The following is a 14,966-nucleotide window of genomic DNA, read 5'->3' as shown; positions in this document are numbered from 1 at the left end:
CGTATATTTAAACAACTGCATTCATATGAAAAACACCCGAAGAATATTTTCCTCGGGTGTTTTTCTGCAGTTTTTTACATAATAATGGGGTTCCTCTTTCGAATCCAAATAATCGTAATGATCCCAGAACATAAAAGTATGATAGAGCCAATAACAAAAGGAAAGTTAATATTAATATCAAAAAACATTCCGGCAAGTGCTGGACCGACCATATTACCTAAACTCATATATGCATTATTCATGCCAGCAGCAAAACCTTGTTCATTCCCAGCAAGCTTTGACACGACCGTATTAACTGCAGGCCGTATTAAAGTAGTTGCAGTGGAGAATAAAGTAGCTATTACCAATACTAATGCGAACCCATCAACTAAGAAAAATGCCAATAATGATAAAGCTGCACCTACAAGGCTTACTAAAATAACGTTCAATTCACCAAACCGTTTAAATAATTTACTGATCACTAAAGTTTGTACAATAACACCGACAAATCCTCCGACCGTTAATACAATAGCAATGTCCTGTGGAGTGTAATTATATTTATGGTCAACGTATAAAGAAAAAGTTGTTTGGAAATTTGCAATTCCAAATGAAAACACGAAAATGATAATGAGCATCATAAAATAGGGTGTTTTCATAGAGTTCTTCATCTGAAGAAGTATATTTTCTCGTTTTTTCTGTACTTGAGGATTTGCAGAAACTGCATTCTTTATATCCGGTAAGATGATAAAAGATACTATAGCGGAAAGAATGGCAGCAATTGAAGCCATATAAAATGGAAAAGTAAGGCTAACTTTTGCTAAAAACCCACCCAACGCAGGTCCTATCATAAATCCAAGAGACATGGATGCTCCGATGAAGCCCATTCCTTTTCCTCGTTCTTCTATTGTTGTTATGTCTGCAACAAATGCCATCGTTGCAGGAATTAAAAAAGCTCCACCGATTCCACTAATGAAACGTGCGGCATATAACATCCATTCATGTGTCGCTACACCGAACCATAGCTGAGATGCTGAGAAGATTACTAATCCGACCATAATTAGTTTTTTACGTCCAAAAGTATCTGATAAATCTCCTGCTAAAGGTGAAAATACAAACTGTCCTAATGCAAAAGACGCTATTATAAATCCAAGTGCTTGACCAGCTACACCAAATGTTTCTAAGTACTGTGGCATAACTGGAATAACTAGTCCAATACCTGCCATAGCGATAAACATATTAAACATTAATATATAAAGTGCAAATTGATTTGATTTCTTCGCCATATAATATAATTCCTGCTTTCTACAATTTCTTATTCACGCATCTATCGATTCTATCACATTTATGTAAGAATAAAAACTTTCGCGTCACGAATTATTAATAATTGTTTTTTCTCATCTGTATATTATCCACCTTATTTAATAAAAAGAGGACTTACTATTTTATGCTTTAGTTTGTTTATTTTTGGGATAGTGAGTCTTAAGGAAGTGTCTGCTAGGATTTCCGCTGCAGGACGGACGTTTCCGTGGGGTGAGTGATGAGCCTTCACCATCCGCTTACGCGGCCGCCTGCGAAGTCTCCTCTTACTCACTTTATCCCACTGCATACGTCGCCCTTAAGCTCCAATCCATCAAAATTGCTAACTAAAATAGCCAATTACTCAACGTTGATTGTAAAGTAACTCCATTTTATAAATTTGGTTGCTCTCGAGGGTGAATTGGTTGCTTTCCGGGGTAATCTAGTTGCTTTCGGCGTCGAATTGGTTGCTCTCCATGACGATTCTGTTGCGCTAAGCCATTTTTTGGATACGATTATGGGAAAACCACTCCGTAATAGTTGGATTTAGCGAGGCGGCCAAGGAAATGGGATTTACCCATATGAAAAAAGGGATAATTTTTTTAGCAAGTCGATACTGGGAGATAGGCACTTTTCTTTGATTTTCTCTTATGGAGGCGACTCCTGCCGGATGAGTGGGCCGGCGGAAAGCGTCCGCAAGCGGAGAAAATCTTAGCGATCACTAGTCAACGTAATAAGACGCACTTTCCCTAAAGTGCGTCTTACTTCTTACGATTTACTTAATGCATGCCCATTTTAAATTTCAAAAACAATTCATTGTATTTGCCAAGCATTTCAAGTCCGAGATTATTATATACTTCTAAATGTTCTCGTGTTTCTTCCGTTGGATAAAAACGTTCATCCGATGTTACTTCCTCATCCATTAATTCCATTGCAGCTGCATTTGGAATTGAGTAGCCAACATAATCTGCATTTTGAGCGGCTACTTCAGCATCTAACATAAAGTTGATAAATGCATGTGCTCCTTCTATATTGGCAGCTGTTTTAGGTATTACCATATTATCGAACCATAAGTTAGAACCTTCTTCAGGAACTGAATAGTCTAGATCTTCGTTTTCCCACAACATATCTGCGGCTTGTCCTGACCAAGTAAGGGCAACAGCAGCTTCCTCATTTACCATTAGTTGAGTCACTTCATCTCCAATAATTGCTTTGACATTAGGAGTAAGCTTTCGCAATTTGGCGGAAGCTTGTGCTAATTCTTTTTCATCTGTAGAGTTTAAGGAATAGTTTAAGCTATTCAATCCCATACCGATTACTTCCCGGGCACTATCAACTAATAATACTTTTCCCTTTAAAGTAGGGTCCCACAATGAATCCCAGCTATCAAATGTTTGCCCATCTAGCAAGGTGGGATTAAAGACGATCCCTACAGTACCCCAAAAATAAGGAATAGAATATTGATTTTTTGGATCAAAAGACAAATCTAAAAAATATGGATCAACATTTTTCATATTAGGAATTTTTGAATGATCGATTGGTAATAGTAAATTATTTTCTTTCATTTTTTCGATAGCGTATTCAGATGGAACTGCTATATCATACGATGTTCCACCTTGTTCGATTTTTGTCATCATTGCTTCGTTCGAATCGAATGTCTCATACACCACACGATAACCAGTTTCATCCTCAAATTGAGCGATTAAATCTGGATCAATATATTCTCCCCAGTTGTAAATAGTGACAGTATCACTACCTGCTTTTCCCGAAGACTTATCTAGATAGTCATTTACTATAAATAATGCGATGCACACAACTATGATGGCAATTGCCGCTCTCATAATGTCTTTCATTTTCGTGCCCCCATTCCAACAGGGTTTTTTCCTCTTTGGCTAACAAAATAATAACCAACAACAAGAATTAGTGTGACGATAAAAATAATGCCAGATAAAGCATTGATCGTTAAAGTGATTCCCGCACGTGCCATTGAGTAAATTTCAACGGATAATGTGCTAAATCCATTGCCCGTAACGAAAAAAGTTACAGCAAAATCATCTAGCGAGTAAGTAAGTGCCATAAAAAAGCCAGCAAATATCCCAGGCTTAATAAATGGGATAATAACGCGTGTCAAAATATCTCTTTTAGTTGCTCCAAGGTCTGCAGCTGCATCTATCAAGGAGCTATTCATCTCTTGCAACTTCGGCAATACCATTAAGACAACAATTGGAATACTAAAAGCAATATGAGAAATCAAAACAGATGCGAATCCTAACTTTACACCAATCATTGTAAACAAAATTAAGAATGATGCCCCTATAACTACATCAGGACTTACTATTAATACATTGTTTAATGATAAGAGAGAATTTCGTATTGACTTGTTCCGCATATACACAATACCAATCGAACCAAATACACCGATTATAGTGGATAAAAGAGCGGAAAGAAGTGCAACGATTACTGTATTGATAAGAATCATAATGAGTCGAGTATCAGAAAATACAGCACCGTAATGCTCCCAAGTAAATGATTCAAAATTATTCATATTTCCAGCACTATTAAATGAATAAAAAATTAAATAAAAGATAGGTGCATATAAAATGATAAAAATAAGGGCTAAATATAGCTTTGCTGACTTACTAGTTCTTTCCATTTGAAGTAGCCCCCTTATCTTTTTGACCAGTAATAATCATTACGATTACCATAAATATGATTAAGAATACTGCGATTGTAGAACCCATTCCCCAGTTTTGTGTAACTAAAAATTGTTGCTCGATTGCTGTACCAAGAGTAATAACTTTATTTCCAGCGATTAATCGAGTAATCATAAATAGTGAGAGGGAAGGAATGAATACCGCTTGAATACCTGCTTTTACACCATTCGTTGTTAACGGCAAGATAACTTTCGAAAAAGTTGTCCAAGCGGATGCACCTAAATCTCTACTAGCATCAATTAGCGACGGATTTAACTTATCCAGTGAGTTAAAGATAGGCAAAATCATAAATGGTATAAATATATAAACAGATACAAAAATAAAACTAAAGTCTGTAAATAGAATTTGTGTTTCCCCGAAACCAAACACATTCAAAAATGCATTAATAGGACCGTATAATCCAAAAATTCCAATAAAAGCATATGTTTTTAATAGCAAGTTGATCCAAGATGGTATGATGATCAATAATAACCATAATTGTTTATGCTTTGTCTTTGTAAGTAAATAAGCAGTTGGGTATGCAATGATTAAAGAGAATAAAGTGATGAGAAATGCATACCAAAACGAGCTAATCGTTAATTTTAAATAAACAGAGGTGAAGAAGTTTTTATAATTGTCTAACGTGAAATTTCCGCTTAAATCGAAAAGAGAATAATAAGCGATTAGTGCAATTGGCGCAATGACGAAGAGAATAATCCAAGCAAAATAAGGTATTAAATAGAATGTTTTCGTATTTTTAGTTTGCATATGTATCTTCTCCGTAAGACTCTAGTCGCTTATCGAATTCTTCTTCTGTTTCATTAAGACGCATAACATGGATAGCCTCTGGATCGAAATCTAATCCTATAAATTCTCCTACTTCTGCTTTTTTTGTAGAATGGACAAGCCATTCGTTTCCTTCATCATCATAAGTTGAAAGCTCATAGTGAACCCCTCTAAACAGTTGAGTATCTACCTTTACTTTCATCTTTCCTTTTTCGACGGCTGTGATTTCTAAATCTTCTGGGCGAATAACAATATCAACTTTTTCATTTGGATTCAACCCTTTATCCACACATTCAAACTCTTTTCCACCAATACGTACCCGGAAATCCGCAACCATTGTGCCCGAAACAATATTGGATTCACCTATAAAATCTGCAACAAAGCGATTAATTGGTTCATCATAAATATCCATCGGTGTTCCACTTTGTTCAATATTACCGGCATTCAACACAAATATTTCATCTGACATTGCAAGGGCTTCTTCTTGGTCATGCGTGACGAAGATGAATGTCTTGCCTAATCGTTGTTGAAGCTCTCGGAGCTCATATTGCATTTCAGAACGAAGCTTCAAGTCTAGTGCAGAAAGCGGCTCATCAAGTAAAATGATTTCTGGGTCATTTACAATTGCACGGGCTATAGCTACACGCTGCCTTTGTCCACCTGACATTTCTGCAATTTCTCTATTTTCATAGCCTGACAAGTTAACAAACTTTAATGCTTCCAAAACTTTTTGTTCTATTTCTTTTTTTCCTAGTTTTTTAATACGAAGACCAAAAGCAACATTTTCAAAAACATTTAAATGTGGAAATAAAGCATAATCTTGAAAAACGGTATTTACTTGACGTTCGTTTGCAGGTACATTATTGATCAATTTCCCATTAAAATATATATTCCCCCCAGAAGGCTCCATAAATCCTGCGATCAATCGCAAAATAGTTGTTTTACCGCAACCGGAAGGGCCGAGCAATGTGTAAAATTTTCCGCGTTCAAGTTCAAAGTTAATATCCGTAAGTACAGTTGTTTCTGAATCGTAATATTTAGTGACATTCTCAAATCGAATGATAGGTGTGTCCAATATAATATACCTCCAATTTTATAGATAAGAATTTGTGACGACGTAAAGGACTTGCGTTTCTTCGTCAGCAGCATTTTTCAATAAATGATTATCTGCGGCTTCAAAATAGAGAGATTCTCCGGTAGAAGCGTAATATTGTTGTTTGCCTAGCAGTAATTCTACACTTCCTTGTAAAACATATATAAATGTCTCCGAAAGGGAGGGCTCGAATTGTTTGAATTGACCCTTTTTTCCTAGAGTTATGAGAACGGGCTCCATCTCATTTTCGTTTGACTCGGAAATTAGCCAGTGCAGTTTGTAATTTTTCTCTTCATCAACGTAAATCGTTTGTTCTTCCTTCTCAAAAACGACTTTTGTACGTGTATGCTCATCATCAAAAAAATCTTTCGGTTTAGAACCGAGGACATTTAAAATGGAAAAGAGCGTTTCAATAGAAGGGGAGTTTATATCTCTTTCTAGCTGTGATATAAATCCTTTGCTTAAATCTGTTCTTTCCCCTAGTTCTTCTTGCGTTAAACCCTTCTTCAGACGTAATCTCTTAATTTTCTTTCCGATTTGCAAAATTATTAGCCTCCTTTTTTAAAATGAAGAGCTATTTCCTAGTTTGGATCTGAATGCATTTTCTAAAACAGAGTTTATTTTAACACAACTTTAAGTTTACTTTAACAACTTATTTAAATAATTTCAAAAAAAAATTGGATTTGTGGGGAGCAGTTTTTTTTAGAATGCATACACTAGCTATGGACGAAAAGGAAAAAGGGGAGAAATAATTGCGATTAAGAGAGGAGTTACCTGAGTTTTCAGGAGACCTAGAGTGGATGAATGGACATGTAACGAAAGCAAACTTAATTGGGGGAGTACCTATATTAGTACACTTTTGGTCCATTAGTTGTCCTTTATGCGAGAATATATTTGGGACTATTTCCAAATGGAAAAAAGTATATGGAGATAACTTTCAACTAGTGGGGGTTCATATGCCACGATCCAAGGATGATATAAACAATAAGCTAATACGGCAAACCGCTGACCGTTTGGATATGAAAAATCCAATATGTTTAGACCATAAACTAATTGTTACGAAAAAATTTCAAAACAGAATCGTTCCATCTTTTTATTTGTTTGATAAGAAAGGTTTGCTTAGACACGTACAATCTGGTGAGAATGGTTTAAAAATGTTAGAAAAAAGATTGATACTCCTGATGAAAGAACAGAAAAAATGAATCTGCTAACCCGTATCTATTTTCGGAAATGATATGGTAAACTTAGTGCATCTTAAATAGTAAGCAGGAGGCACTAAAATGCAAAAAGAATTTGTAGTAATTGGTTTAGGACGATTTGGAGGAAGTATCGTTAGAGAGTTAATCGATCAAGGTGCAGATGTAATGGCCATTGATATTACACCAGAACGAGTTGATGAGTTTGCACCGATTGCTACGCAGGCAGTAGTAGCTGACACAACAGATGAGGCTGTTTTAAAATCTCTAGGCATTCGAAACTTCGAGCATGTAATTGTAGCGATAGGTGATAATATTCAAGCGAGTATTTTAACTACGCTTATGTTGAAAGAAATTGGTGTGAAGAAAATTACAGTTAAAGCGCAAAATGATTACCATGAAAAAGTATTGCGCAAAATTGGTGCGGACCAAGTAGTGCATCCTGAGCGGGATATGGGAATTCGTATTGCGAATAATATTTTGTCGAACAATGTACTAGATTATCTAGAATTGTCCGATGAACATTCTATTATGGAAATCAAAGTGAATGAAAAAATAGCTGGAAAGTCTTTAATTGACCTTGATATCCGTGCTCGTTATGGGATTAACATTGTAGCTGTTAAACGTGGAAATAATATAAATGTTTCACCCCCAGCCGATGAGAATCTTCAGTTAAACGATGTTCTAATAATCATCGGAGCAGATGTAGATATCAATCGCTTCGAAAAGAAAGTGTTATCATAAGACAAATACCAAAAAGATAAATCAATATAAAAAAACAGAGCCACCCCTTAACGGGGGGCTCTGTTTTCATGTATGCTACACTTCCATAATAATCGGTAAGATCATTGGACGTCTTTTTGTTTTTTCATATAAATAAGGGCTAAGTACATCGGTAATTTCATTTTTCAATTCAGCCCACTCTGCTGGCTTGTCTTGAATTGTGAAACGAAGATGTTTGTTTAACATTTGTTGTGCTTCATTTATCATTGTTCCAGATTCACGCATATAAACAAAACCGCGAGAAATAATATCTGGACCAGAAACAATTTTTTTTCGTTCCATATCTGCACTTACTACTACTATTACTAATCCTTCTTCCGATAAGATGCGGCGATCTCGTAGGACGATGTTGCCAATGTCCCCAATTCCGCTACCATCAATATAAATATCGCCTGATGGAATCCGACCAGCAACATGTGCTTCGTTGGCACTTAATGCAAGTACATCCCCATTTTCCATAATAAATGTGTTTTCAGGCAGTACATCACAATCTACCGCTAGTTCCGTATGAATTTTTAACATACGATATTCACCATGAATTGGCATGAAGAACTTTGGTTTCATCAAACGAAGCATTAGCTTTTGTTCTTCCTGAGATCCATGTCCGGAAGTGTGAATATTATTAAGGGAACCATGAATTACTTCTGCACCTGCACGGAAAAGCAAGTTAATTGTACGATTGACACTCGCTCTATTTCCAGGGATTGGAGAAGAAGAAAATACAACTGTATCCCCAGGTTGGATTTGAATTTGACGATGTGTACCATTGGCAATTCGAGAAAGGGCTGCCATCGGTTCACCTTGACTGCCTGTACATAAAATAAGTACTTCATTGGCAGGTAAACGATTTAATGCGTTCGTATCTACAAATGTTTCTTTCGGTGCGGTAATATACCCAAGTTCACGACCGATTGTAATTGCGTTGTCCATACTTCTTCCAAAAACTGCTATTTTACGGTTATGTTGTACAGCTGCATCCGTCACTTGTTGAAGTCTATGAATATTAGACGCAAATGTAGCGAAAATAATACGACCATCCACTTTACGGAAAATAGAATCCATACTTTCTCCGACTTTACGTTCAGACATTGTAAAATTCGGAATTTCCGCATTTGTACTATCCGAAAGTAAGCAAAGAACCCCGTCTCGACCGATCTCTGCCATTTTAGTTAAGTTGGCAGGTTCTCCAACTGGAGTAAAGTCAAACTTGAAATCACCGGTATGAACGATGTTTCCTGGAGGAGTTTTAACAACAATTCCAAATGCATCTGGAATACTATGGGTAGTTCTAAAGAAACTCACTGCTGTTTTTCTAAACTTTACAATATCATCCTCTTCGATGACATTCATCTTAGTTTGGCGGAGCAAGCCATGTTCTTCTAGCTTGTTGCGCAATAAGCCTAGAGCAAGTTTCCCGCCATAAACCGGAACATTTAGTTGTTTCAATAAATAAGGAATACCACCGATATGATCTTCATGACCATGAGTGATAAATAACCCTTTAATCTTATCTACATTTTTTACCAAATAAGTGTAATCTGGAATAACATAGTCAATACCTAATAGATCGTCTTCTGGAAACTTAATCCCTGCATCTATTAAAATAATCTCGTCTTGAAATTGAACGCCATACGTGTTTTTGCCGATTTCACCTAGTCCGCCGAGGGCGAAAACAGCAGTTTGATCATTTTTTACAAATTTCATATGTTATCTCTTTTCTACTTTATAATTCGGACTTGCTTGTTCGTATTCTAAATGATTACCTTCAAGCAACTGAATTAGTTCGATATTGTATTTGCGATCTTTTAAGATAGAACGAACTTCACGCTCTGATTCTGCCTCTACATATAGGCTTTTCGTGTTTTCGCGAACTGGTACTTCTAGTGCATTTTCTTGATAATAAACTTTATAAATCATTTTATACTCTCCTTTTTCACGTTCAAAATAAATCAATTCTCTTTATATTATCACGCTACTTCTTTAAAATAAAGAAAAGCCCTCCATTTTTTGAAGGGCAAATGTTTAAGCGATCGTTTTATTTCTGAGCATTCCGCCGAGCCGTCTCAACCATTTCCTTTTCAGTCGTTTCAACATGGCACCCCACTCCTTACAATCTATTATATACAAAATTCTTAAATGTGTAAAGGATTCTAACAGAAAAGTCAAATAATTAACATGTCAGATTGGAGTTTTTTTGATGGTAAATAAAATTTTATTCTTAGATATTGATGGTACTATTTTAGATAATGATAAGAACATCCCGAATGGTGTGAAAGATTCTATTCAAACAGCAAGAGAGAACGGACATGAAGTAGTCATAGCAACGGGCAGGGCACCATTTACAGCACAATCTATTATGGATGAGCTTAAAATAGATTCGTTTATATGTTACAATGGTCAAATTGTGCAATTTCAAGGAGAGATTATACATAAAGGGATTATCGATACTATGGAACTTCAACATTTAACCGAGTTTGCAATGGAGCGTGAGCAGCCTTTAGTTTATATGGATGACAAAGAGTTTGTTTCCAATGTACCGGACCACGAAGACATTTACGAAAGCATTTCCTCTTTGAAACTTGCATTACCTAGAGTGGAAGAAAACTTCTTTCTATCTAATGATATCCATCAAGCACTCATTTTTTGTGACATGGAAGTACAGAAAGAATATGAGAAAGCATTCCCAAATTTAAAGTTTGTCCGTTGGCATCGCGTGTCGTGTGATGTGCTACCAAAAGGGGTTTCTAAAGCACAAGGAATTGAATTGTTTCTAAACTACTTACATAAAACTCCAAAAGATGCAATTGCTTTTGGGGATGGATTAAATGATGTAGAAATGCTTCAATATGTAGGTACTGGTGTTGCGATGGGCAATTCGGTGGAAGAGTTAAAAAAACATGCATCATTCGTCACGGATCATGTTTCCGAAAATGGTTTAGTGAACGCAATGAAGAAATTAAAACTAATCTAGAGGAGTTTTTATGAACGATCTTACTAATAAGTCTGTATTAATATATGGGGACGGATTTGTCGATTATATTGCAGATGATCAAAACAATAATAGCTTTACAAAGTATCTTGGAGGAGCGACAGTAAATGTTGCGGCTGGAATAGCGAGACTAGGAGCAGCTTCTTCTTTTATTACTATCTCGGGGGATGACGAAACTTCTGCGTTTGTGAGGAAGGAGCTAATGGCAGAAGGGGTAGACTTATCGTTTGCTTTAGTAGTTCCAGAAAAACGAGTAAGCGGAGTGTACGTTCATTTGACGGAAAATAATGATCGTCACTTCCATACGTATGTAGATGAAACACCTGATATTCAGGTTGAATTCGATTCATTGAAGCAAGAGGCTTTTCAACAGGCATCTAGTTTTCATTTTTGTTCTGGCACTTTATTTCATCCGACAGCATGTCGAACAACTAGAGAAATAGTAAGCCAAATGAAAAAAAGAAATGTATTTTTATCGTTTGATGCCAACATTCGTCCTTTAAGGTGGGAAAGTGAAGAACTGTGCAGAGAAACGATTTGTTCTTTTTTTAAACAGGTGGATATTTTAAAGTTAACAGAAGAGGAGCTTTCCTTTTTAACGAAAACAGAATCAAGAGAAGAAGGAATTAAGAGGCTTCAACATTATCAGATTCCTATTGTCTTAATTACTGTGGGAGAAGAAGGTACATATGCTGTGATAGACGGAGAAACGGTTCATGTGACTGTGGAGAAAGTGGAGCCAGTTGATACAACTGGAGCTGGGGACGCCTTTATGGCTGGAATTCTATCAAAAATTTATTGGACAGGGGTCCCTAAAACAAAAGAAGAGTGGATTGAATATATTTCTTTTGGAAATAAACTTGGAGCAATATGTGCTACAAAACCAGGCGCTCTTTCCGCAATGCCAAGATTAGCAGATTTATAAGAAAAGCCCATTTCACTTTTTGAAATGGGCTTTTTAAGTTACGAGAGTTAAGAGCACTTTTAAAAATGATAGATACAGATTTTGATCTTAAAGGGTGTTTTCATTTAAAAAAAGATAAGAAAGTATATAATTTTTCGTTTCATAAATCTAGTATTTCTACGGTGGAAAAACGATTCTATAAAACGGTTGATTTCCGTTCCAACCGGTCGCTTTCCGCGGGGTGAGCGATGAAGGCGATTTCTAATAGAGAAGGTGGGGTGCGACCGAAATTGTATTTTCGGTCGCTTCTTCTATGAGTAGGAGGTGTCGCTTCTCTTCTTCCAAAAAGCAGTACTAAAACAGTGTCTAAAGTTGTAGAAGGGTGGTGGATAGATAAATGCCATATGATTATCGAGAAAAGAGCTGTTGATCATGACGTCGGTCATAATCAACAGCTCTAAAAAAATCAGTTATCGTATAGCATCAGTCTTCCCAAAACCATTTGAAAACGATAGATACTGGTTTTGATCTTAACGTGTCTTTTCACTTTTCTTATAAACGATCATAAGGAACTGCATTAGGTATTTCGGCATAAGGGTTTTCTTTATTGATATGATCGTAAAACATAATGCCATTTAAATGATCTAATTCATGTTGGAAAGCAATTGCTGCCAAGCCTTTTAAACGTTTTTTAAAAGGGGTTCCATCTGGATAAAAGCCGGTTGCTGTAATACGGGCATGCCTTGGAACATACCCTTCGATTACTTCGTCCACAGAAAGACAGCCTTCACCAGCAGTAATAAATGTGCTTTCTACAGAATGACTAATTATTTTTGGGTTTACTGCGACAAAGCTTACCTCATTATCTTCAGAATCTGTCAAATGGATGGCGAACATTCTTTTATCAGCATTCACTTGAGGTGCGGCAAGTCCGATACCTGGACGTAATTTATACTTTTCAACCATTTCGTCATCTTGACTATTAATTACATATTCTAATAACTCGTCCGCAAGTAGCACATCTTCTTTTGATAAAGGAAATGTCATCTCTTCCGTTTTCTTGCGTAGTGCCGGGTGACCATCTCTTACAATGTCTTTCATTAAAATCATGATAATCGTCCTTTCCAAGTTCATAAATCTATTATATCGAAAAATCCTCAATTGCTAAACAAAAACAGCCCAATGGAAGGTTGAATTTAAAAGCTAGAACAATTATAGTGGAATGAATAGAGGAGGTTACGTGATGAAAAAATGGAAATACGTAGTTCCTTTATGCTTTGTATTGCTACTGTCTGCATGTTCTTTTGGAGAAAAAACAGAAGAAAAATTGTCAAACATCTTAACAGAAATATATAATTTAGAAGCTGATTATAGAGATGTACAAACGCAGTTAGCTGAAACAGAACAAAAGGAACAAGCTAATTTTCAGAGCATGATGGAACTAACGAAAGATCAAAAAGAAGAACTGACAGCACAAGTAGAAAAAACAGCTCAACTTTTGGAAGAAAGATTGGTGTTGGTAGAAAAAGAAGCAACTTCTATTAAAAATGCATCTGATAAGCTAACAGACATCGATGTACTCCTATCTGAAACAAAAGAAGAATCAGAAAAAGCTAGTATCCAACAAATCGAAGAAGCATTAAAGAATCGTTATGACGCGTACAATAACTTAACAGAACAATATAATACGCTTGCTAGTTTACAAGAAAGTTTATATGACATGTTAATAGATGAAGCGGCTGATGTTTCTACCATTCAAAAGCAAGTAGAAGAAGTTAACAAACAAAATGAAGTAGTAAAACAATCCGTTGAAAAGTTTAATGACCTTACCTCTGAGCTGAATAAGATTAAAGATGAGGTATTTACAGCCTTACAAAAAGAGAATAAATAATTTAAAAAAAGTAGCCCTTAATGGTGCTGCTTTTTTTCTGGGAAAATAGTAAACTGATATAACACAGACATAATTCGGGACTGATACAGATTATGCAGTTTTTAATATTCTATTAAATATAATCGTCCATTTTAGATGATTGACCACAGATTTATTCTTGAGTATACTATTTAGGAAAGACAGTTGTATTACTTTATATAATAAGAAATCTTAATACAGAAGAAAAGGAGAGTTGCTATTATGGCTGCAAAAAAGTCACCGCAGTTAGACCCGAAGAAAACACTTCAAGAAATTGAAGAGAAGTTTGAAATGTTCCAGATTTTAAACGAGGAAGGGAAAATTGTAAACGAAGAAGCAAACCCTAACTTATCAGATGAGGAACTAGTTGAATTAATGAGTCGTATGGTATTCACTCGGATTTTAGATCAACGTTCTATTTCTTTAAATCGCCAAGGACGTCTAGGGTTCTATGCTCCTACTGCAGGGCAGGAAGCTTCTCAACTAGCATCCCAATTTGCACTTGAAAAAGAAGATTTTATCTTACCAGGTTACCGTGATGTACCTCAAATCGTATGGCATGGTCTTCCTTTATGGCAAGCATTCCTATTCTCACGTGGACATTTCATGGGGAACCAAATACCGGAAGACGTTAACGTTTTCCCACCTCAAATTATTATTGGCGCGCAATTCATTCAAGCTGCAGGGGTAGCACTAGGAATGCAAAAACGTGGAAAGAAAGCGATTGCAATTACGTACACTGGAGACGGTGGTTCTTCACAAGGTGACTTCTACGAAGGAATTAACTTTGCGGGTGCATATCGTTCACCTGCTGTTTTCATCGTACAAAATAACCAATATGCAATCTCTACACCACGTGAATTGCAAACGTCAGCAAAAACAATTGCACAAAAAGGTATTGCAGCGGGAATTCCAAGTGTACAAGTAGATGGAATGGATCCATTAGCAGTTTATGTTGCAACAAAAGATGCAAGAGAACGTGCAATTAACGGAGAAGGTCCTAGCTTGATCGAAACAGTTTGTTATCGTTTTGGTCCACACACGATGGCTGGTGATGATCCAACGCGTTACCGTACTTCTGATACAGACTCTGCTTGGGAAAAGAAAGATCCATTAGTTCGTTTCCGTACATATCTGGAAGCAAAAGGTATTTGGAATCAAGAAAAAGAAGAAGAAATCATTGAAAAAGCTAAAGAAGAAATCAAAGAAGCGATCAAAAAAGCAGATGCTGCTCCAAAGCAAAAAGTAACTGATTTGATCAATATTATGTATGAAGAAAATCCATATAACTTAGACGAGCAATTAGCTTACTATACAGAAAAGGAGTCGAAGTAACCG

Annotated in this window: 15 protein-coding genes; 6 read left to right on the top strand and 9 right to left on the bottom strand. The window is 36.2% G+C overall.

Annotation, left to right across the window (positions count from 1 at the left end):
* Nucleotides 1–74: 74 nt before the first annotated feature.
* From FS486_RS01225 to FS486_RS01200, 6 genes are all read right to left on the bottom strand, one after another.
* Nucleotides 75–1,262, bottom strand: a complete 1,188-nt coding sequence (locus FS486_RS01225; RefSeq protein WP_144509432.1) for an MFS transporter — start codon at nt 1,260–1,262, stop codon at nt 75–77.
* 792 nt (nt 1,263–2,054) lie between these two features.
* Nucleotides 2,055–3,128 (bottom strand): ABC transporter substrate-binding protein, encoded by a 1,074-nt coding sequence (locus FS486_RS01220; protein ID WP_144509431.1) that lies wholly within the window; start codon nt 3,126–3,128, stop codon nt 2,055–2,057.
* Nucleotides 3,125–3,928 (bottom strand): ABC transporter permease, encoded by an 804-nt coding sequence (locus FS486_RS01215; RefSeq protein WP_144509430.1) that lies wholly within the window; start codon nt 3,926–3,928, stop codon nt 3,125–3,127. Before FS486_RS01215 ends, FS486_RS01220 begins: the two co-directional genes overlap by 4 nt.
* Complete coding sequence (locus FS486_RS01210) at nt 3,915–4,736, bottom strand: ABC transporter permease (RefSeq protein ID WP_144509429.1); 822 nt, start codon at nt 4,734–4,736, stop codon at nt 3,915–3,917. The genes FS486_RS01215 and FS486_RS01210 overlap by 14 nt, the downstream gene beginning before the upstream one ends.
* A complete protein-coding gene (locus FS486_RS01205; RefSeq protein ID WP_186321305.1) occupies nt 4,726–5,832 on the bottom strand; it encodes an ABC transporter ATP-binding protein in 1,107 nt (368 codons plus the stop codon). The genes FS486_RS01210 and FS486_RS01205 overlap by 11 nt, the downstream gene beginning before the upstream one ends.
* Nucleotides 5,833–5,847: 15 nt before the next feature.
* Entirely contained in the window at nt 5,848–6,390 is a 543-nt protein-coding gene (locus FS486_RS01200) for a helix-turn-helix domain-containing protein (RefSeq protein ID WP_144509427.1), read from the bottom strand.
* A gap of 209 nt (nt 6,391–6,599) precedes the next feature.
* Here FS486_RS01200 and FS486_RS01195 point away from each other — a divergent pair, with 209 nt between their 5' ends.
* Together FS486_RS01195 and FS486_RS01190 are read left to right on the top strand one after the other, a co-directional pair.
* A complete protein-coding gene (locus tag FS486_RS01195; RefSeq protein ID WP_144509426.1) occupies nt 6,600–7,049 on the top strand; it encodes a redoxin domain-containing protein in 450 nt (149 codons plus the stop codon).
* A gap of 78 nt (nt 7,050–7,127) precedes the next feature.
* A complete protein-coding gene (locus FS486_RS01190; RefSeq protein ID WP_144509425.1) occupies nt 7,128–7,787 on the top strand; it encodes a potassium channel family protein in 660 nt (219 codons plus the stop codon).
* A gap of 75 nt (nt 7,788–7,862) precedes the next feature.
* Here the strand turns inward: FS486_RS01190 and rnjA are convergent, their stop codons facing one another.
* Together rnjA and FS486_RS01180 are read right to left on the bottom strand one after the other, a co-directional pair.
* Nucleotides 7,863–9,530 carry a ribonuclease J1 gene (rnjA, locus tag FS486_RS01185; RefSeq protein WP_144509424.1) on the bottom strand — a complete coding sequence of 556 codons (1,668 nt, stop codon included), beginning with the start codon at nt 9,528–9,530 and terminating at the stop codon, nt 7,863–7,865.
* A gap of 3 nt (nt 9,531–9,533) precedes the next feature.
* Nucleotides 9,534–9,743 (bottom strand): DNA-dependent RNA polymerase subunit epsilon, encoded by a 210-nt coding sequence (locus tag FS486_RS01180; protein WP_144509423.1) that lies wholly within the window; start codon nt 9,741–9,743, stop codon nt 9,534–9,536.
* A gap of 280 nt (nt 9,744–10,023) precedes the next feature.
* Between FS486_RS01180 and FS486_RS01175 the strand changes: the two genes are divergently transcribed.
* Together FS486_RS01175 and FS486_RS01170 are read left to right on the top strand one after the other, a co-directional pair.
* On the top strand, nt 10,024–10,797 hold the full coding sequence (locus FS486_RS01175; protein WP_144509422.1) for a Cof-type HAD-IIB family hydrolase: 774 nt from the start codon (nt 10,024–10,026) through the stop codon (nt 10,795–10,797).
* Between the two features lie 10 nt (nt 10,798–10,807).
* Nucleotides 10,808–11,740: a carbohydrate kinase family protein gene (locus FS486_RS01170; protein ID WP_144509421.1), complete on the top strand. Its 933-nt coding sequence runs from the start codon at nt 10,808–10,810 to the stop codon at nt 11,738–11,740.
* Nucleotides 11,741–12,271: 531 nt separating this feature from the next.
* Here FS486_RS01170 and def read toward each other — a convergent pair.
* The gene (gene def / locus FS486_RS01165; protein WP_144509420.1) at nt 12,272–12,829 is read right to left on the bottom strand and encodes a peptide deformylase; all 558 of its coding nucleotides are present in this window, start codon (nt 12,827–12,829) and stop codon (nt 12,272–12,274) included.
* A gap of 133 nt (nt 12,830–12,962) precedes the next feature.
* On the opposite strand from def, the gene FS486_RS01160 reads away from it, so the two are divergent.
* Together FS486_RS01160 and pdhA are read left to right on the top strand one after the other, a co-directional pair.
* On the top strand, nt 12,963–13,610 hold the full coding sequence (locus FS486_RS01160) for a YkyA family protein (protein ID WP_186321285.1): 648 nt from the start codon (nt 12,963–12,965) through the stop codon (nt 13,608–13,610).
* 240 nt (nt 13,611–13,850) lie between these two features.
* Nucleotides 13,851–14,963: a pyruvate dehydrogenase (acetyl-transferring) E1 component subunit alpha gene (gene pdhA, locus FS486_RS01155; RefSeq protein ID WP_144509418.1), complete on the top strand. Its 1,113-nt coding sequence runs from the start codon at nt 13,851–13,853 to the stop codon at nt 14,961–14,963.
* Nucleotides 14,964–14,966: the final 3 nt, after the last annotated feature.

The organism is Bacillus sp. FJAT-22090 (assembly GCF_007676755.1).
GTDB lineage: Bacteria > Bacillota > Bacilli > Bacillales_A > Planococcaceae > Psychrobacillus.
This window is presented reverse-complemented; position numbering and strand designations above follow the sequence as displayed.